The following is an 18549-nucleotide window of genomic DNA, read 5'->3' as shown; positions in this document are numbered from 1 at the left end:
CCCAGCCCCGCGCCTTCGCGGCTGCGGTTATAGTCGCTGGCCCCCTGTTCGCACGGCCGCATCAGGCGCGGAATATCGGCCGGGTCGGGGGCCTTGCCCGGATTGAAGACGGCAATATCGACAAAGTCGCCGTCCGGGCGCGCGGTGATTTCGATGTCGCGGCCTTCGGGCGTAAAGTCGATGGCATTGCCGATCAGGTGATCGAGACACAGGCCAAGGCCACGCGGGTCAAAGCGCGCGCTCAGTTCGGCATCGGTCAGGCCGGGCAGGATATTGACGCCGCGGGCCCTGGCGCAGACCGCATGACGGCGCGCTGCGTCATGGATATGCGGCGGAAGGGTTTCGATCTCCGGACGCAGCAGGCCGGGCTCGCTTTCCAGCCGCACCAGCTCCAGCACATCATTGAACAGGCTGAGCAATTTCTTGCCGCTGTCGCGGATAATCCCGGCATATTCGCTATATTGCGGCGCGCCCAGAGGCCCGTAAAGTTCGTGCGTCAGCACCTCGGCAAAGCCGATGATCGAGTTGAGCGGGGTGCGCAGTTCGTGGCTGACCATGCGCATAAAGGCACGCTTGCCGAAGTCGCTCTCCGGCGGGGGGCAGGCAGACGGGGTAAGGGCCGCCGGTTGTTTGTCCATAAGCGTGCGCCGCAACAGGAGGGAGAGGAATAAAACTCTGGAGCGAATCGTACAGTTAACGTCTTAAGCAGAGGTTTCCGGGGCGAAAGACGGGGTTCCTTCACCCTTTTCTCGCTTTGCGGGGGATTGCCTTTCTCTTTTGGCGGCAGTTGGTTAGGATGGCTCACGTATTCAAGAGTAAAGACGTGCCGCTGAAATCCTATCTTCAGGAACTGAGATCACCCACCGGGGCCATGGCCACGCCGCGCAGTCGCGTGCGGCTGGGCGTTATCGCGTGGCATCTCGGCTGGTCGGCAGTCAGTCTGGCCTCGATGATCTATCTGATCTTCCTGCCGGCCTCGGTCAATGTGCTGGCAGCGCTGGCGGCGGCGGCCCTGCCGGGTGTGTGCAGCGTCTTCCTGCTCAGCCGGGACGATTTCCGCACGCGGCAGATGCTGGTCTGGGTGTGGGCTCTGGCCTGTCTGGCGGCGCTGGGGCTTTCGGGCGGTGTATTGGGGCCGCTGGCACCCTGGGTAGCTGCGCCGATGGCCGCAGCCGTGGCGCTCAATCAGCGGCGGCTGATCCTGCTGGGGGCGGCCCTGTCGGTGGCGGTGACCCTGTTTGCCATTCTGTTTTCGCTGATGCGGCTGTTTCCCCTGCCGGATATTGTCGAAAGCTTCTGGCTGTCTTCGGTGGCAGTGATCACGCTGGTGACGGGTCTGGGCCTGTCGCTGCTGCCGGCGCTGCGCGTCCGTACCGAGGCGGTGCGCGGCGTCGAACACGACCGCACGCGCTTTCTGACCCTCCTCAGTGAACAGCCGCACCTGATCATCAGCGTCGATGGCGAAGGGCGGCTATTGTCGGCCTATGGCGAGACGCCGCCGGGGCTCGATATGGCGCTTCTGATGAAGCACGGCCTGATCACCTGCGCCCACGTCCCGCATCGTCTGGGCCTGATGCAGGCGCTGGAGACGGCGCAGGAGACGGGTCGCGCCGAAGCCGGCTTCATGCCGCACGCTGCGCTGGATCACTTCATCCGCCTCAGCCTGCGGCGCGGGGCGGATGGCAAGCTGTACGGCGTCCTCTCCGACGCCTCGCTGCAACACGCGCGTGAAGACGAACTGGAAACGGCGCGTCAGGAAGCGCAGGCGCTCAATGAGGGCAAGTCGCGGTTTCTGGCCGGGATGAGCCACGAACTGCGCACGCCGCTGAACGCCGTCATCGGCTTTTCCGACATCATGCGTCAGCAGATGTTCGGCCCCCTGACCGGCAAATACGCCGAATATTCGCAACTGATCTGGGAGTCGGGTCAGCACGTGCTCGATCTGGTCAATGACGTGCTCGACATGTCGAAGATCGAGGCCAGCCGCTATGAGCTGTCGCTGGAACGCTTCGATGTGCGCGAACCGGTGTCGGCGGCGCTGCGGCTGATACTGGCGACGGCGCACGAAAAGGGCGTGACGGTGAAGTCAGTCCTGCCGCCGACGCCGCTGGAGGTCACGGCTGACAAGCGCGCCATCAAACAGATGTGCCTCAACCTTTTGTCCAATGCTGTGAAGTTTACGCCGCAAGGCGGCACGGTCACCCTGATGCTCAGCGAAACCGGTCAGGACAGTATCGACATCCAGATTACGGACACCGGCGTCGGCATCGCGCCCGAAGACCTCAAGCGGCTGGGCAAGCCCTATGAGCAGTCCGGGCCAATGGAACAGCGGGCTATGGGGACGGGGCTGGGCCTGTCGCTGGTGCAGGCCCTGGCCGGGTTGCACCGCGGGCGCATGACGATCGAAAGCGAACTGGGGGTGGGGACGAGCGTCAGCCTGCTTTTGCCGGTGGCGGTAAATTCCGATCAGCCGGAACTGCCGCTCAGCCCGCCGGGCGCGTCGGACAATGACACACTGGTGGCCCTTTCGACCGAAACGCCCAAGCCGCTGGAAGACCGCCTCTATACGCCGCCCGACCTGACTGGCAGCGACTTTGTGATCCGCCCCTCGAAGTCGTAACCTCTACTTCACCCCATACGGCGAGGGCAGGGTGGCAAACACCAGACCCGGCACGAAGTCTCCGGCTTCGAAGCGTGCATATTGCGTACCGCTGTTGAAGTCGAAGGCCACCACAATGTCTTCGCGCGGGTCGAGCTTGCCGATGGCCACCGTGGCGCTCATCGGGAAATCAAAGCGCAGGGTGTCGCGTTTTTCGGCGTGACCGGCGAATTTGCCATCCACCGTAAACCCGGCCAGATTGACGCGCGGCGCGTTTTTCAGCGCGATCTGCGTGTTGCGACGACCGGAGGCGCTAAAGCTGAGATCAAACGGGCTCATGCCCTTCGGCATCTGCGCCGATACGGCCAGAGCGTCACGGTTGATCAGGCCGGAACGGTGGGCCGGATCGCGCACGATCAGCCGCGCCGCATAGGGCGTCTCGCCCCGGAACTGGGCCATGACGCTCAGCGTCTGCCCTTTCAGCGTGCCATAGAGGCCAAAGCCCATGGCGACGTCGCCGGTCTGCTGATACTGCACCAGACGCCATTTCGACAGGCTTTGTTCGGTGCGGTCAGCCAGCCATTCGCTGCGCACACCACGTAGCGTCAGGCGGTTTTGCGCCACAAAGCCGCGATAGGCGCCGCGCAGGGTTTCGACCTCCTGCACCAGCGCCGGGTTGTTGCAGTCGGCGCGGGCCGCCGCAGCGCGGGCATGGTCGATCGTGGCATAGACGGTGGCCGGGGCGACGCCGTGATTAAGCGCCGCGTTACGGTTTTGCAGCAGCCCGGCCTTCAGCGCCAGCAGGGTGGGGCCGTCGAACCAGTGACAGCGCGCATTGGCGCTGCTGATGAACTGACGACGGGTCAGCGTCTCCAGAGACACGGGTTCAGCGGCCGCCGTGGTGGCGGTCAGCATGATAGCCAGGGCCGAAGCCAGTAGTTTATTGCGGTCCACGTTCGACATCCCTTCGCAGGCCGACTATAGACGAACGTGTTTAAGTCCCGGTGAGCAAACAGGGTAAACCGCATGTTACTGCCGACCGACCTTTGGGTATCGGCCCTGATCCGACGCGCCGAGCAGGGCGGGGCCTTTGCCTATGTGCTGAAAAAAGGCGATGCGCGGGCTGGTGCCGTCATCCTCAAGATCACCCATCTGCGCGAACGCGAAACCTATATCCTGCGTCAGGTCACCGCCGGGGACGAGGTGAAGTGGATGAAGCCCATCACCTCACACGATCCTGAGGCCATTGAGTCCTATATAGAGCGCGAACGCCGCTTCGACTCCGACCTGTGGGTCGTCGAAATCGAGGATACCGAGGGGCGGCATTTCCTCACCGAGTCTATTCAGCTTTTGTAAACCCTGTTCCTAAACCGGATTTCAAACCCTCTGTGTCAGGATGGTCACCCAGTAACTCGAAAAGGTGATCGCCTTGCATTTTCTCCTCAACGATGTCGTCTTCGATCTCGACCCCTCGCGCATGATGCATCCGCTGGATGCGCAGCGCTTTGAGGCGTTGTCGATCGACTACATCGCCCAACTGGGCAAGGAGATGTTTGCCGAAAACCCGCAGGCCCACCGCTACAACCCGGAACGCGCCCGCCGTCTGTGCTACCTGCTGCATCTCAAAATGCCGCACGTCAACGCGGCGCAGTTTCTCGATCAGGTTGGTCGTGGTCAGGCCACCGACGTGCTGGCCGACTTCAAAGCGCTCAACGAAATGGCGCTGGGCATGATGTATCAGCAGCAGGTCATCGGACAGCTCGATGCGGCGAAGGTGGATGGGGCCGTCTGGCACCGCCACGCCGCGTAAAATCGAGGTCTTTGGTCGATTAGTTCGTCGCCGTCGCTTGGCTGTATTCATATACAGCCGGCGCTAGGCTCCTGCTACTCGACTCCAATCTCTCGATTTTAGATGTTGGATGTTAAGCTGACTTCCGTTCGCCTGTCAGGAAGAGGGTCAGACCGATCAGGGGGGCGACGGTGCCGGCCACAGCAATCGCGGTCCAGCCGCCCAGACCATAGAGCGGGCTGGCCACCGCCGAGCCGATCGCGCCGCCCACAAAGATCGACGCCATATAGAGCCCGTTGAGACGGCCCCGGCTGTGCGGGTCCAGTCCATAGATGGCGCGCTGCCCCTGAATCATCGTCAACTGCACGCAGGCATCGAGCACGATCCCGGCGATCATTAGCGACAGAATGCTGATCAGAGCCGGTACGGTCCCGCTCAGCATGGCCAGGGCTGCGCCAATCAGGCCGAACAGCGTCACCTTCGCCCCGTGCCCGGCATCGCCCAGTCGCCCACTCAACGGGGCGGCCAGAGCGCCTGCGGCCCCGGACAAGGCAAACAGCGCGATCTGCGACTGGCTGAGGTGAAACGCCCGGAACAGTTCCACCGGCACGGCGGTCCAGAACAGGCTGAAGGCCCCGAACATGGTCGCCTGAAGCAACGAGCGTTGCCGCAGTACCGGCTGGGTCAGCCACAGCGACGCCATCGAGCGCAGCAGCGCCGCGTAAGAGGCCGTGTGCGCCGGGCGGCGCTGCGGCAGGGTCAGGGCCAGCACCAGACCAATGGCGATCATCAGCCCCGCGGCGATAAAGAACACCGCCCGCCACCCCAGATGATCGGCGACAAAGCTCGACAAGGGCCGCGACAGTAGAATGCCGGTCAAAAGCCCGCCCATAATATTGCCGACCGTCCGACCGCGTGTTTCTTCCGGGCTCAGATGCGCCGCTAACGGTATCAGCATCTGCACCGACACCGCCCCCAGACCGGTCAGAAACGCCACAAACAGGAACAGCCCGCCATTTTGCGCCGTCGCACTGAGGATCAGGCTGAAAAACGCCAGACCAAGGGTCACAAGGATCAGGCGCTTGTTTTCAAACAGGTCAAGCAAGGGCGTGATGAACACCATGCCCGCCACATAGCCGATCTGCGTCAGCGAGACGATCAGGCTGGCCGTCGTCTGCGACAGGCCGACATCCGGCGCGATCAGCTCGATAATCGGCTGCGCGTAGTAGAGATTGCCGACAATCGCCCCGCACGCAAAGGCGAACAGAGCCACAAGCGCGGGCGACAGGTGAGGCGGGGCGGGGGCGCGGGCATCAGTCATGGCGCACATATAGGCGGTGATTTCGCACCTGCAAAGGATTGGCGCGTAAAAGAGGCAGGCGCGCATGGTCTGTGACACCTGTGTCCGAAAGGAACCATGTGACCGTTGCTCACGGAACACGCACTTTCTTGTGAAGGCGGCAGGGTTAATCAAAGGTTGTGAACCTTCCGGAAATGCGGCATTGTTGGCAATGTAACGACGATATCTCCTGTCGAGAAGGAAGGGTTAGGCATATGTCCACGCATCTGAAAACCGAAAAAGTCCTGCTCGTTACCGCCATCAGTGGCGGTGAGATTTCGTTTGGTCACGGCAAGACCCTGGAGGGGGGGCGCGTTGAGAACGTTACCGGCAAAGGCGCCGGAAACGCACAGTGGGGTTTGAATCCCCTCACGCGCCAAGTCTGAATCCCCGCCGATCGGTAACGCTCGGCGGGCCTTGAATAGGCCTCTGTCGAGGGTTAAGCCGATGACCAACTATCGAAACATAAACGATTCTTTTGTCGAAATACGCAATAACGGCACGCTGAGCTATGTGTGCGCTTTTCTCACCCTGCATCCCCCACAAACGGAGGGCGAATATCGGGTGATGTCCGAAGCGCGCTTTGCGCCGCCGGCCCCGGAAACCCTGTCGGCGTGCCTGAAAGACGCGGTGTGGGCGCGACTGGAGCCGGAGGTGTTCGTGGCGAAACATCGCTCAGATCCGCTACCGGATGATGTGGTGGTTTCGCCGGTCGAGGCCTTTGATCTGCCGATGCGCGACCATGAGCGGCTCTATCCAGACGTGTCGGATCGCTTCGGTCTGCGCGCTCTGCGGCAGATGCTGAAAAACCACACTGAGAACGAGGCCGGGAACCATGCCTATACCTATGCGCAGGACCGCCAATGTGTTGTTGCGGCGCGATGGAAGACGGCTGTGATCGCTGCTCTGGTGATGATCCTCAATGGCGGGCTTTTGCTGAACGGGTTGCCGGACGAGGTGGGCTGGCTCATGGCGGGGATCAGTCTTTTCGGGATGGGGGCAGTATGGTTTATCCATGACCGCACTGCCCAAAGGCGTAATGCGGCGGCCGCCAGATTCCGCTCAGTCAGCGAAAAAGAGGCCATGAAGGTGCGCCACCAGCACGATGCCTACCTGACCGCGCTGGAAATACTGGCCCGTGAGGTGCGGCTGATGGGGCAATCCTATCGGGCGGATGATTGGCTGGCCGGAAGGATAGCGGACTGGCCCGAACATTTGCGGCGCGCGGTGCGGCTGGAGGTCTGGCTTGAGGAGGTGCGTCAGTCGTTGCCGAACCTGATGGCCTATCATCGGCGGCAGTTACGCCTTGTTTATAACGGGTTGCGCGGGCAAGAAGAATTTGTCCGCACGCACTTTGATACACAACTGACTTTCCGCCTGTCACGCTATTTTGCCCTCGGGTTTATGGGGGTGGCGCTGACCGGATGGACAGGCCTGTTGTTACGCGCGGTTCTCACCCGACCGGTCCCGACGGCGGGGGGCGTGGCGGTTGGCCTTCTTGTCGTCGCCGGAGGCTATTTTCTCCATCGCCTTTGTCACACCCTGACGACCCTGCCGCCGCGTTTCGATGCCGAACTGCCGCTGGGCGAGTTGCGCAAAACCGCAGGCCCCTCAGATATGGGGGATCCTTTGAGCCACAGTCTGAGGCGTGAGGCGGTTGGTCAATTGATGGCCACGACCCTGCCGGTTAGCCGGATGCCCTGATGTCACCTCAAAGCTGAGACGATTGCGGAAGGCAAAGGTTTCGCTTGCCTTGCCGTTGCGGCAGGCGGCTACAATACGATGCAACAGGGTTTGAATTGACCCTGCCCGGCCTTTGCGCGATCCTCTGCCCATGAACATTTCCCTGCCTCCTCTGCCGCACTATCCCACCCGCTGGGCGCGCCACGCCGATCTGATCGTGCACGTGACGGGGCTGGCCTTTGCCCTGTTCGGTGGCGGGGTGGCGCTGGGTCTGGCCGTGACGCAAGGGCTGCTGGGCATGGTGGCCGCCGTCATCATCTATGCGGTGGGCATGATCGCCATGCTGGCTTTTTCGACGGCTTATAATTTCGCCAGTCCGCGTTTTCAGCCCTTTCTGCGCCGTCTCGATCACGCGGGCATCTTCCTGATGATCGCCGCCAGCTATACCCCCTTCACCACGCAGGCCTTAAGCGGGCCGTGGGCCTGGAGCATGACGGCAGGGGTCTGGACGCTGGCCGGACTGGGCATATTGGGCAAGCTGTTCCTGCCCGGCGTAGGTAAGGGCGTGTGGGTGGCGCTTTATCTGATCCTCGGCTGGCTGGTGGTCATTGCGCTCAAACCGATGATTGCCGATGTGCCGCCCGCCGCCATGATCCTGCTGGCCATCGGCGGGCTGGTCTATAGCGTCGGGGCCGTCTTCTACATGATGAAGCGGCTGAAATTCCGCCGCGCCATCTGGCATGGCCATGTGATTACCGGGGCGGTCCTGCACTGGTGCGCGGTGCTGGTCGGCGTGGTGCTGGTCGGGCATTGATGGCGGGTTCGGGGCCTTTACATTTTACCCTCAAAGCCTTATCCGCAGCGCATGTCCAATACGCCTGCCACCGAAGCGCCCCGCCGTCGAACCTTTGCCATCATCTCGCACCCGGACGCCGGTAAGACGACCCTGACCGAGCATCTGCTGCTGGCCGGCGGGTCTATCCGCGCCGCCGGTCAGGTGCGGGCGCGCGGTGAAAACCGCCGCACCCGTTCCGACTGGATGAAGATCGAAAAGGAACGCGGCATTTCGGTCTCGTCGTCGGTGATGACTTTTGAGCACGATGGTAAGGTGTTCAACCTGCTCGATACGCCGGGTCACGAAGACTTTTCGGAAGACACCTACCGCACCCTGACCGCCGCCGATGCCGCCATCATGGTGCTCGACGCCGCCAAGGGCATTGAGCCGCAGACGCTCAAGCTGTTTGAGGTGTGCCGCCTGCGCGACATCCCCATCATCACCTTCATCAACAAGATGGACCGTGAGGCCGAGGACTCGCTGGCGCTTTTGGATGAGGTGGCGTCAAAGCTGCAACTCGATCCGTCGCCGCTCTACTGGCCGGCCGGGTCGGGTAACCGTTTTCGCGGTATGCTGGAGCTGAAGACCGGCCTGTTTTACCCCTTCACCCGCCGCGAGTCGGGTTCGGAATACGATCAGGGCCACGAAGACCCGGCCCCGCTGGATCAGGCTGTGGCCAAGGGCTGGCTTGATCAGGCGGAACTGGACGAACTGCGCGATACGGCGGAACTGCTGGAAGGCGGGTTCAAGGCGTTTGAGGTCGAAAGTTTCCTCGAAGGCCATATGACGCCGGTCATCTTCGGTTCGGCGCTGCGCCACTACGGCGTCAATCAGTTGCTTCAGGCGATTGGCGATTTCGCCCCGGCCCCCAAGACGGTGGCCGCGTCGAAGGCTGGGACCGACACCGCGGTCGATCCGACGGACAAGGAAGTGACCGGCTTCGTGTTCAAGGTTCAGGCCAATATGGACCCCAACCACCGCGACCGCATCGCCATGCTCAAGCTGACCTCGGGCAAGTTCCAGCGCGGCATGAAGCTCAAGGTGCAGAACACGGGCAAGCAACTGAGCGTCAACGCGCCGATCATGTTCTTTGCCTCGGACCGCGAACTGGCCGAAGACGCCTTTGGCGGTGATGTCATCGGCATCCCCAACCACGGCGTGCTGCGCGTCGGTGACTCGCTGTCGGAAAGCGGCACCGTGCGCTTTCAGGGCCTGCCCAACTTCGCGCCGGAAATCCTTCAGCGCGTGCGCGTCAAGGACCCGCTAAAGGCCAAGCACCTCAAAAAAGCACTGGAATCTCTGGCCGAAGAGGGGGTGACGCAGTTGTTCCGCCCCTCCATCGGTTCGGACTTTATCGTCGGCGCCGTGGGCCAGCTTCAGTTCGAAGTCATGGCTGACCGTCTGGCCAACGAATACGGCCTGGATGTGATCTTTGAACCCTCGCCCTATGCCGAAGCGCGCTGGCTGGGCGGTGACGCGGCCAAGATCGAGGACTTTGCGGGCAAACACCGCAGCGCCATGGGCACGGATATCGACGAGTTTCCGGTGTTTCTGGGCAAGTCGGCCTGGGAGATCGGCTATGTGGCCGAACGCTATCCGGACGTGAAGTTCCTGCGCACCAAGGAGCGGGGGTAATAGAGTTTACGCCAGCACCACGCTGCCCAGCAGCACCTTGACGCCTTTTTGTTTGATGATGGCGTCGGTGGCCGTCTGAAGCTCACGCGTCAGATAGTCGAGATCAATCAGTGACGAGGCCGTCAGCCCCATGGCATAGGCTTGCAGGCGTGCCACATAGGCATCGCGCAGGCGCGGGACCGACTTGCTCAGCATTTCGGCCAGCTTCTCATTCTTGTTGGTGTCGAGTCCGACCTCAACCGTCAGCGTGCCGTGCTTGCCGCCGCGCGCCTTGGTGAAGACGGTCAGCAGAGGCATCTGCACGAAGTCGGTCCCGCCGCCCTTTTTCTTGGGCGCGCTGGCCAGCGCGTGTGAAGCCGCACTACCCGTCGCCAGAAGGGTCAGGCCGGACAATTGCCATCTCAAAAGGTCGCGTCTGTTCATACGAATGAGGCTAACACAACAGGGTTTACAGGCGGTTTCCATTTACGCTTAATTTCGATTAACCATGTATTTTCAAATGGTTAAAGCTGGAATTAAGAATTTGAGGCTAGGGTGCGTCGGCGAAGAATTGCGGTGCCTCTCTGATGTCTGAAACCTCTGCGCTGTTGCGCCATGTCAATCTGCCGGCCACAACGGTCCTGATTGTCGAAGATAATGACGGACTGAGGCGGATGATCGTCGAGGTGCTGCGCGCCTCCGGTTTTCAGCAACTGATTCAGGCCCGTGACGCCGAAGAGGCGATTGAGCTTCTGGGGGCCTATAATCCCGATCTGATGATCCTGGACTGGAATCTGCCGGGTCTGTCGGGCATTGATCTGACGCTGTTGCTGCGGCAGGCGGCGGTGACTGAGGACGCGCGCTTTCCCAATCCGCGTATCCCTGTGCTCATGCTCACCGGGCGTCAGCGCTCGCGCGATGTGACCGAAGCGCGCAATGCCGGGGTCGATGAATTTGTCATCAAGCCGTTTTCGACGCGCAGCCTGATGCGCGGCGTCGCGTCCGCCCTGTGCCGCCAGCGCCCGTTTATCGTCTCGGCGGGCTATGTTGGCCCCTGCCGTCGCCGGCGCAAGGATGAGGACTATCGCGGCCTGATGCGCCGCGTCGATGATATTGAGGCCGCCGCCGACCGCCATTCGCGCGCCCTGTTCCAGCAGACCCTGTCGGTCGAGCTTGAGGCCCTGCACGCCCTGATGTCGGCGCGGGGCGGGCTGCACAAGGAGACGCTGGATTACCTGATCGAGCGCACCAGCGAAGCCGAAACGCAGGCGGTAAGATATCGCCAGAGGCTGCTGGCCGAAGCTACACGTTCTTTAAAGGAATATGTGTCATATTTCGGGAATGCGGCTGAACCGGATGTGCTGGACGTGCATCTGGATTCCATCCGCCGGCTGAACGCCCTGCGCAATGAGGATACGGCCGAAGCCCTGACCATTATTCGTCAGCTTGAAGCGCTGGTGAAGAATCGCAAAAGGAAGAGACTGTCGGCATGAGTGCGGTGGCGACCTACCAGCAGACCAAGGGCGCGTTTCAGGTGCGTTCGGACAAGGGGAAGCCGGCTTCACGCGACGTGCGCAATCTGGCCAATCTGGGCGACACGGCCTCGACCAGCCGCGTCCTCAATCTGGCAGCGATTGCGCTCGTTATGTCCGGCGAAAAAGACTATGTCGCCAAGCCCTTCTTCCGCGACCGGCAGCTTAACCGCGCCATACTGATCAAGCACACCCTGCGCGCCAATGAACGCGACCTGTTCAGCCGCACGCGGCGCACGGCGACCAAGATCGTCATGCCCTTCGACGCCGAGGACCTGCGTCTGGGCGGGCGTTCGGTCATGGTCAATCAGGTGGGCTTCGAAGCCTTTTGCCGCACGCAGTTCGGCATCGGGGATGTCAATTCGCATATGGACGTGCAGGTTTTGCGTCTGCTGGACGACCTGCCGTCGCTCGATCCGTTTCTGGTGCGTGAACACCTGTCGCGCAACGGCTTCAAGCCCGGCGCCTGTTATCTCAATATCTCCGCCCATGATATTCAGCGCATGATCGGCTTCGCCAATGCCGAGATCGAGCAACTGGTGCGCACGGCGTTCGGCAACATGATGGTCGGCGGCGCCAGTATCAAGCTGGCCGGCAAGATCCTGTCGAATGAGTTGGATCAGGAATTGTCGCCCCTGCGCCAGACCCTGCGCATGTCGGAAGAAGAATTTTCCGAGGGTATCTTCTCCTGGCGCGGCTTCCTCTATTTCAAATGGCGTCACGAAGAACTGCAAAACGAGATGCGCCGCGTTATTCAGGGGCTGGGGTCTTACCAGCCTGTCGGCGCGATTGACGATCAGGTGCGTGATTATCTGCGCGAGGTACGTCCGCGGCTGGGCCGCCGTATCGCCAAGGCGGTCAATGAGGTGGCGCGCACCATCGGCATCTATGATCGCGCCTATCACGCGCTGACCCAGGGGCAAAACCCCGGTCCCTTCCGTCAGTTCCTGCTTCAGGGGCCGAAGCTGTTTTTCGAGCTGGGCGAAACCATCGGCATACTGGGGCACATCTCGTCCTTCTGGACCTATCGCATGATGTCGAGTTTTGCCACTCAGCGGCTGACCGCGCTGGAATACGCCGACGTGCTGATGGATTTTGACGACAGCCTGATGATTTTAGGGCCTGACGACGAGGATTAACCGTCTTCGTTCACGCCCTGTTGGAACCTGTCCCCTTAGGGTCCGAAGCTGCGCCTGTGTTCAGTTTCAATCCGGTTAGTCATGGTTTCAACGGCCCGCCGAAATTACAAGATGACCCGCGGCCCGGATCAGCCGAACCGCGTCATCCGCGAATACCGCAATCTGGCCAATCTGGGGCAGACGGCCGCCTCAACACGGGTGCTGAACCTGTCGCGCGTCTACCGGCTGCACCACAAGGATGAGGACTATGGGGACAATCCCTTTTTTCAGTCCTCGCTGCTCAACCGCTGCATCATCCTTAAACACACCCTGCGCCTGAACGAGCGGCACTTCTATCACGGCACCCGTCGCACGGTGACCAAGATCATCCTGCCCTATGACCATTTTGACCTGCGTCTGGGGGCGTCGAGCATCTTCATCAACCAGATCGGTTTCGAGCAACTGGCGCGGGACTATCTGTCGATCAGCGATTTCGACAAGAACCCGGACATTAAGATCCTGCGCCGTCTGGATCAGTTGCCGTCGCTCGATCCGTTTCTGGTGCGTGAGACTCTGGCGCGCAACGGCCATCGCCCGGCGGGTATCTATCTGCGCCTGTCGCCCGCCGACCTGTCGCGCATGATGCAGTTCACCTCTGACGAAATCGAGCGGCTGGTCAATACGGCGCTGGGCGATCACTATGCCGGGGCCTCGATGAAGCTCGGTAACAAGATACTCTCCGATCAGCTTGACCGCGAGCTGTGGCCGCTGAAAGAAACGTTCCGCATGTCCGATGTGGAATTTGCCGAAGGTATCTTCGCCTGGCGCGGCTTCCTTTATTATAAGTGGCGCTACCTTGAGCTTCAGGACCGTCTGCGCGAAGTCCTCGCCGGCATCGGCACCTATCAGCCCTTCGGCGTCAGCGACGACCGCGTCAAGGACTATATCCTCAGCGCCCGCCTGCGTCTGGCGCGCGGCATGGCGCGTGCGCTCAATCAGGCCTATGACGTGCTGAAAATCTATGACACGGCCTATGCCGATCTGGTCAGCCACAACAAGCCGGGACCGTTCAAACGCTTCCTGCTCAATGGCTCTGGCCTGTTCACCGAACTGGGGGAGATCATCGGGACGCTGGACCACATCGCCGCCTTCTGGAGCTTCCGTATGAACCGTGCCATCCAGTCGGGCAAGCCGATGAAGCCCGTCGAATATGCCGATGTGCTGATGGATTTTGAAAGCGGGCTCAACTACCTGTTCGAGGATCGCCCCAGCTTCAGCGTGACGACCTCCGGCTTTCTGCGCGCCAGTATCCCGGCGGGGTGAACGGCCATTCTGAGAGACAAGGCGAAGGCGAGGGCTTTCGCCTTTATTTTTACCAATAATACCAGCGGCCGAAGATGCTGACGCATCCGGCCGCTGAAGACACGAAAATTTCTCATATGTATCAGTGACATGAGAAATTCTCGAATGGAATACCAAGAGCCGTTTTCAATGACTCTTGGCATAACATAATCATATAAAGATATGTTTATATCATTATTGACTCTTGTGCCCCGTCCGCCTAAGGTCCGGCTGTCAGCGGTCCGCGTCTCAAAAAGACGTGGCTAAGAGGGAAGCCGGTCTAAATCCGGCGCTGCCCCCGCAACTGTAGGCGGTGAGTGTCGATCCGAAAGACCATTGGGGCGTGCCCTGAGAAGGTGGATCGAAACCGTGACCCGCAAGCCAGGAGACCTGCCACTGACCGCATATGTCATCCGGGGCGGAGGGCCACGGCATGAGTCTTCTGACCCTGCGGTCTGACGCGGGATCGCGGACCTGTGCCCACAGCGCTCCCCCACAGAAACGGGGAATACCGTGTCACACCCTTCGCCTGTCGCACCGCGCGCAGACTTCGATTTCACCCTGCGACGCCTTCGCTTTGATGAGCACTACACGCCGTCGCAAACCACGCGCCTGACCACCAATTTCGCCAATCTGGCCAGAGGCGACACCCGCCAGCAAAACCTGCGCAACGCCTTGCGCATGATTGATAATCGCTTCAACGCGCTGGCCCATTGGGATAACCCGAACGCCGACCGTTACGCCGTCGAACTCGACATCATTTCGGTCGAGATAGGCCTGCCGGATCGGGCAACCGATGAGCGTTTTCCGCTCCTCGAAATCCTGAAAACGACCGTCCTTGACCGTCACACCTCGTCACGCATCGCAGGCATGACCGGCAACAACCTGTCGTCCTTTGTGCGCGATTACGATTTTAGCGTCGTGCTGCCCGCGCACAACAAGGGCCGGTCTGACTTCAGCCTGCCGCCCAAGTTCGGCGACCTGCACGGTCACCTGTTTCTCAGCTTCGTCCATTCGGCAACGTACAAGGCGCAGTTTCACAAGCCACCCGTCATCTGCCTGAGCGTCGCCAACAGTAAGACCTACCGGCGGACGGACACGCACCATCCGATACTGGGCGTAGAGTACCAGCAAAGCGACGAGTCGCTGACGGACATATATTTCCGGAAAATGGGATTAAAGGTGCGCTTCTTCATGCCGCCGGGCAGCGTCGCACCGCTGGCCTTCTATGTCTTCGGCGACCTGCTCTGCGACTACACGCCTCTGGAACTGATCAGCACGATCAGCACCATGGAGAGCTTTCAGAAGATCTACCGCCCGGAAATCTACAATGCCAATGCGGCCGCAGGCGCGGTCTATCAGCCCAGCCTGCAACACCCCGACTATTCTCTGACTCAGGTCGTCTATGACCGCGAAGAACGCAGCCGTCTGGCCGTCGAGCAGGGGCGCTTTGCCGAGGCGCACTTCATCACCCCGTACCGCACCCTGCTTGAGCAGTGGTCCGCACATTCCGCCTAGAGCATTCATCGGCTCAGTTGAGCCGCCGAATGGCTCTAAGTTTTTGTTTGGTCGCGCAATTTTTCCGAAAAGTGGTGCCCACTTTATCGGCTTGCGCTCTAATACCAAGGGTCATTGAAAATGACTCTTGGTATTCCCTTCGATAATTTCTCATGTCATTGATACATATGAGAAATTATCGTTTTTTCAACGGCCGGATGCGGTCAGCATCTTCGGCCGTTGGTATAAGAGGTAATTCTGATGACTTTACTCCTTCCCCCCTCTACCGCCGGCAGCCTGCCGAAACCGTCGTGGCTGGCCCAGCCGGAAACCCTGTGGTCGCCGTGGAAACTGCAAGGCGAGGCCCTGACCGAGGGCAAGCGCGACGCCCTGCGTCTGGCGCTGGATGATCAGCTTCAGGCCGGTATCGAGATCGTCAGCGACGGCGAACAGACGCGCCAGCACTTCGTCACCACCTTCATCGAACATCTCGATGGCGTCGATTTCGCAAAGCGCGAAACCGTCCGTATCCGCGACCGTTATGAGGCCAGCGTGCCGACGGTGGTGGGGGCGGTCTCACGTCCGCGCCCGGTCTTTGTCGAAGACGCCCGGTTCCTGCGCCAGCAGACGAAACAGCCGATCAAGTGGGCCTTGCCGGGGCCGATGACCATGGTCGATACCCTGTTTGACGCCCACTATAAAAGCCGCGAAAAACTGGCCTGGGCGTTCGCTGAGATACTCAATCAGGAGGCCAGAGAGCTGGAGGCCGCAGGCGTCGATATCATCCAGTTCGATGAGCCCGCCTTCAATGTCTTCTTCGATGAGGTCAATGACTGGGGCGTGGCGGCGCTCGAAAAGGCCGCCGAGGGCTTAAGATGCGAGACGGCTGTGCACATCTGCTACGGCTATGGCATCACCGCCAATACCGAATGGAAAAAGACGCTGGGGTCGCAGTGGCGGCAGTACGAAGAGGCCTTCCCCAAACTGCAAACCTCCAGCCTCGATATCATCTCGCTGGAGTGTCACAATTCGCGCGTGCCGATGGACCTGATCGAGCTGATCCGTGGCAAGAAGGTGATGGTCGGGGCCATTGATGTGGCCAGTTCGGTCATCGAGACGCCGGAAGAGGTGGCGGAGACCCTGCGCAAGGCCTTGCAATTCGTCGATGCCGATAAGCTCTATCCCTGCACCAATTGCGGCATGGCCCCCCTGTCGCGCGACGTCGCTTCGGGTAAGCTGAGGGCGCTGGGGGCCGGGGCGGCGATTGTGCGCAAGGAGCTTATGGCCTAACCGAAACTCGCGCTTAGCACAAAGGCGGTGGTGGCCACGACCAGCACCGCCAGCAAAGCGCCTGCCCGCGCGTAGTCGGTGAAGCGATAGCCGCCCGGTGCCATGACCAGCAGATTGTTCTGATGCCCGATGGGCGTCAGAAAGTCCGAGGAGGTGCCGACCAGCACCGCCAGAAGCAGGGCGTCGGGCGACACGTGGAGTATCTGCGCCAGTTGAATGGCCAGCGGGCCCATGATCAGGGCCGTGGCGACATTGTTGAGGAGGATGGTCAGGAACAGGGTGAGGCTGCACACGGCGGCGATGCAGACGATCAGCGGCGCGCCCTGAAGCCCGCCCGCCAGCGCATCGGCGACTATTTTGGCCGCGCCTGAGCTTTCAAAGCTCTGCCCCACCGGGATCATGGCCGCCAGCAGGACGATAACGCTCCAGTCGATAGACTTATAGATTTCCGGCGCGGGGATCAGGCGCAGGGCCGCCATGGCCGCCGCCGCCGCCAGAAAGGTCAGGGCCGGGGAGACGTCAAACAGCACGGTCACCGCTATGGCGAGCACGAAGATGCCGACCGTCTGGATCGCCGCGCGGATATTGACGGGTGCGGTGTCGGCGCGGTCGATTTCCAGCAGGCGTTGCTGCGTGCCAAAGCGCGCAATATCGGCGGCCTGCCCCCGGATAAACAGCTGATCGCCGCCTTGCAGGATAATCCCCCCCAGCGGCTGTTTCAGGCGCGCGGCGCGTGGCCCGCCGGCCGTGACATTCAGCGCGCCGCCGCTGCGGTGGGTGATGGCGTCGTAGCGTTCCCCGATGATGGGGGAGCCGTGCGCCACCACCATGTGCGCCGTCACCTCGTGCTCGGCGGGTAATGGCGCGGTGGTTTTGACCTCCAGACTGTCGGCCACATCGCCCGGCATATAGCGCGACAGAAGGAGCAGCTTGTCGCCGCGTTTCAGGCGATCCTCTTCCGGCCAGTCGATGATCTTGTCACGGCGGATGAGGCGCAGCAGGCGCGTGCGGCTGGCGTGCAACTGCTTCGACAGGGCGTGGCGGCTGAGGGCGATGGCGTGGGTGAGCGTCAGTTCAAACACCTTCCACGGGGCGGCGTGGCCCTCCATCGTGCCCCGGCGCGGCGGCAGCAGGCGCCAGCCGATGACGGCCAGATAGAGGATGCCGACCACAGCGACCGCGATACCCACCGGGGCCATGGCGAAGAAGCCGAAGCCCTGCCCCAGTCGCTCCTCGCGCACCGAGGACAGGATCATATTGGCCGGGGTGCCGATCAGGGTGATCATGCCGCCCATAATGGTGGCAAAGGCCAGCGGCATCAGTATGGTGCCGACGGCCTTCTTGTTCTGACGCGCGATTTCTGCCCCCAGAGGCATGACGATGACCAGCGCGGCGATATTGTTCATAAAGGCCGACAACAACGCGCCGACGGCCATCAGCATGGCCATTTGCAGGCTGTAGGTCGCCTTGCCGAACATGATGTAGCGCGCCAGTTTGGCCGCCACACCGCTCAGTTCCAGCGTGCGCCCGACGATCAGTACGGCGGCCACCGCCACCACGGCGGGGTCGCCAAAGCCGCTTAAGGCGTCCTCAGGTTTGACGACACCGGTAATCAGCCCGGCCAGCAGGGCCAGCACGGCGATCAGGTCGTGGCGCACCCGTTCGGTGACAAACAGCACAAGGGCCCCGGCCAGGATCAGCGCACTGATCAGGGCGGGTGAAACAAAGGGGCTTAAGTCCATTCAGCGGTGGTCCGGTCGAAGGCAGGACGTCTCTACTGCCGGTAACACCCGTAAAGGCGCGATAGGGAATGTGTTCAGGCGCGGGGCTTGAGGGAGGCGACGTCCTGCGGCGTATTGAGGTTGCGCAAGGTCAGACCCGGCGGGACCGGGAGTTCGACGCAGCCCACCTG

The 18549-nt window shown here is 61.4% G+C and carries 17 protein-coding genes and 1 riboswitch; of the genes, 12 read left to right on the top strand and 5 right to left on the bottom strand.

Annotation, left to right across the window (positions count from 1 at the left end; genetic code table 11):
• A partial coding sequence (locus Q0072_RS09740) for a HAMP domain-containing sensor histidine kinase (RefSeq protein ID WP_298329104.1) occupies positions 1-638 on the bottom strand: 638 nt, incomplete at its 3' end.
• A 158-nt stretch (positions 639-796) separates the two neighbouring features.
• Here Q0072_RS09740 and Q0072_RS09735 point away from each other — a divergent pair.
• Positions 797-2620, top strand: a complete 1824-nt coding sequence (locus tag Q0072_RS09735) for an ATP-binding protein (protein ID WP_298329102.1) — start codon at positions 797-799, stop codon at positions 2618-2620.
• Between the two features lie 3 nt (positions 2621-2623).
• On the opposite strand, the gene Q0072_RS09730 is transcribed toward Q0072_RS09735, so the two are convergent.
• Entirely contained in the window at positions 2624-3553 is a 930-nt protein-coding gene (locus Q0072_RS09730; protein ID WP_298329100.1) for a hypothetical protein, read from the bottom strand.
• A 72-nt stretch (positions 3554-3625) separates the two neighbouring features.
• On the opposite strand from Q0072_RS09730, the gene Q0072_RS09725 reads away from it, so the two are divergent.
• The gene (locus Q0072_RS09725; RefSeq protein WP_298329099.1) at positions 3626-3955 is read left to right on the top strand and encodes a DUF1491 family protein; all 330 of its coding nucleotides are present in this window, start codon (positions 3626-3628) and stop codon (positions 3953-3955) included.
• Positions 3956-4019: 64 nt separating this feature from the next.
• Positions 4020-4409: a hypothetical protein gene (locus Q0072_RS09720; RefSeq protein WP_298329096.1), complete on the top strand. Its 390-nt coding sequence runs from the start codon at positions 4020-4022 to the stop codon at positions 4407-4409.
• Positions 4410-4521: 112 nt separating this feature from the next.
• Here Q0072_RS09720 and Q0072_RS09715 read toward each other — a convergent pair whose 3' ends face one another.
• On the bottom strand, positions 4522-5709 hold the full coding sequence (locus Q0072_RS09715) for an MFS transporter (protein WP_298329093.1): 1188 nt from the start codon (positions 5707-5709) through the stop codon (positions 4522-4524).
• 233 nt (positions 5710-5942) lie between these two features.
• On the opposite strand from Q0072_RS09715, the gene Q0072_RS09710 reads away from it, so the two are divergent.
• The 4 genes from Q0072_RS09710 (at position 5943) to Q0072_RS09695 (ending at position 9880) form a co-directional block, all read left to right on the top strand.
• Positions 5943-6113, top strand: a complete 171-nt coding sequence (locus Q0072_RS09710) for a hypothetical protein (protein WP_298329090.1) — start codon at positions 5943-5945, stop codon at positions 6111-6113.
• 61 nt (positions 6114-6174) lie between these two features.
• Complete coding sequence (locus tag Q0072_RS09705; protein ID WP_298329087.1) at positions 6175-7431, top strand: hypothetical protein; 1257 nt, start codon at positions 6175-6177, stop codon at positions 7429-7431.
• A gap of 130 nt (positions 7432-7561) precedes the next feature.
• Positions 7562-8224, top strand: a complete 663-nt coding sequence (locus tag Q0072_RS09700; RefSeq protein WP_298329084.1) for a hemolysin III family protein — start codon at positions 7562-7564, stop codon at positions 8222-8224.
• A 51-nt stretch (positions 8225-8275) separates the two neighbouring features.
• A complete protein-coding gene (locus tag Q0072_RS09695; protein WP_290795618.1) occupies positions 8276-9880 on the top strand; it encodes a peptide chain release factor 3 in 1605 nt (534 codons plus the stop codon).
• Positions 9881-9886: 6 nt separating this feature from the next.
• Here Q0072_RS09695 and Q0072_RS09690 read toward each other — a convergent pair whose 3' ends face one another.
• Positions 9887-10273 (bottom strand): Tat pathway signal protein, encoded by a 387-nt coding sequence (locus Q0072_RS09690; RefSeq protein ID WP_298329080.1) that lies wholly within the window; start codon positions 10271-10273, stop codon positions 9887-9889.
• Between the two features lie 173 nt (positions 10274-10446).
• On the opposite strand from Q0072_RS09690, the gene Q0072_RS09685 reads away from it, so the two are divergent.
• The 5 genes from Q0072_RS09685 (at position 10447) to Q0072_RS09665 (ending at position 16637) form a co-directional block, all read left to right on the top strand.
• Complete coding sequence (locus Q0072_RS09685) at positions 10447-11352, top strand: response regulator (protein WP_298329075.1); 906 nt, start codon at positions 10447-10449, stop codon at positions 11350-11352.
• Positions 11349-12530 carry a hypothetical protein gene (locus tag Q0072_RS09680; RefSeq protein ID WP_298329072.1) on the top strand — a complete coding sequence of 394 codons (1182 nt, stop codon included), beginning with the start codon at positions 11349-11351 and terminating at the stop codon, positions 12528-12530. Before Q0072_RS09685 ends, Q0072_RS09680 begins: the two co-directional genes overlap by 4 nt.
• Positions 12531-12641: 111 nt before the next feature.
• Positions 12642-13832, top strand: coding sequence for a hypothetical protein (locus Q0072_RS09675; RefSeq protein WP_298329069.1), 1191 nt, complete (start codon positions 12642-12644; stop codon positions 13830-13832).
• Between the two features lie 239 nt (positions 13833-14071).
• A riboswitch (cobalamin riboswitch) is annotated at positions 14072-14263 on the top strand.
• Between the two features lie 100 nt (positions 14264-14363).
• Positions 14364-15368 (top strand): DUF1852 domain-containing protein, encoded by a 1005-nt coding sequence (locus tag Q0072_RS09670; RefSeq protein ID WP_298329067.1) that lies wholly within the window; start codon positions 14364-14366, stop codon positions 15366-15368.
• Between the two features lie 240 nt (positions 15369-15608).
• On the top strand, positions 15609-16637 hold the full coding sequence (locus Q0072_RS09665) for a methionine synthase (protein WP_298329064.1): 1029 nt from the start codon (positions 15609-15611) through the stop codon (positions 16635-16637).
• On the opposite strand, the gene Q0072_RS09660 is transcribed toward Q0072_RS09665, so the two are convergent.
• Complete coding sequence (locus Q0072_RS09660; protein ID WP_298329061.1) at positions 16634-18379, bottom strand: SLC13 family permease; 1746 nt, start codon at positions 18377-18379, stop codon at positions 16634-16636. The two genes, Q0072_RS09665 and Q0072_RS09660, sit on opposite strands and share 4 nt — an antisense overlap.
• Between the last annotated feature and the right edge of the window lie 170 nt (positions 18380-18549).

Source organism: Asticcacaulis sp., assembly GCF_027484505.1.
Taxonomy (GTDB): Bacteria; Pseudomonadota; Alphaproteobacteria; order Caulobacterales; family Caulobacteraceae; genus Asticcacaulis.
Note: the sequence above shows the minus strand (reverse complement) of the source record. Positions and strands in the feature narration are given on the sequence as shown.

Excerpts from the sequence above, each read along its gene's own strand:
- Q0072_RS09710 (WP_298329090.1), top strand. The coding sequence starts at position 5,943 with ATGTCCACGCATCTGAAAACCGAAAAAGTCCTGCTCGTTACCGCCATC.
- Q0072_RS09735 (WP_298329102.1), top strand. The coding sequence starts at position 797 with ATGGCTCACGTATTCAAGAGTAAAGACGTGCCGCTGAAATCCTATCTT.
- Q0072_RS09665 (WP_298329064.1), top strand. The coding sequence starts at position 15,609 with ATGACTTTACTCCTTCCCCCCTCTACCGCCGGCAGCCTGCCGAAACCG.
- Q0072_RS09715 (WP_298329093.1), bottom strand. The coding sequence starts at position 5,709 with ATGACTGATGCCCGCGCCCCCGCCCCGCCTCACCTGTCGCCCGCGCTT.
- Q0072_RS09675 (WP_298329069.1), top strand. The coding sequence starts at position 12,642 with ATGACCCGCGGCCCGGATCAGCCGAACCGCGTCATCCGCGAATACCGC.
- Q0072_RS09725 (WP_298329099.1), top strand. The coding sequence starts at position 3,626 with ATGTTACTGCCGACCGACCTTTGGGTATCGGCCCTGATCCGACGCGCC.
- Q0072_RS09685 (WP_298329075.1), top strand. The coding sequence starts at position 10,447 with ATGTCTGAAACCTCTGCGCTGTTGCGCCATGTCAATCTGCCGGCCACA.
- Q0072_RS09695 (WP_290795618.1), top strand. The coding sequence starts at position 8,276 with ATGTCCAATACGCCTGCCACCGAAGCGCCCCGCCGTCGAACCTTTGCC.
- Q0072_RS09660 (WP_298329061.1), bottom strand. The coding sequence starts at position 18,379 with ATGGACTTAAGCCCCTTTGTTTCACCCGCCCTGATCAGTGCGCTGATC.
- Q0072_RS09700 (WP_298329084.1), top strand. The coding sequence starts at position 7,562 with ATGAACATTTCCCTGCCTCCTCTGCCGCACTATCCCACCCGCTGGGCG.
- Q0072_RS09680 (WP_298329072.1), top strand. The coding sequence starts at position 11,349 with ATGAGTGCGGTGGCGACCTACCAGCAGACCAAGGGCGCGTTTCAGGTG.
- Q0072_RS09705 (WP_298329087.1), top strand. The coding sequence starts at position 6,175 with ATGACCAACTATCGAAACATAAACGATTCTTTTGTCGAAATACGCAAT.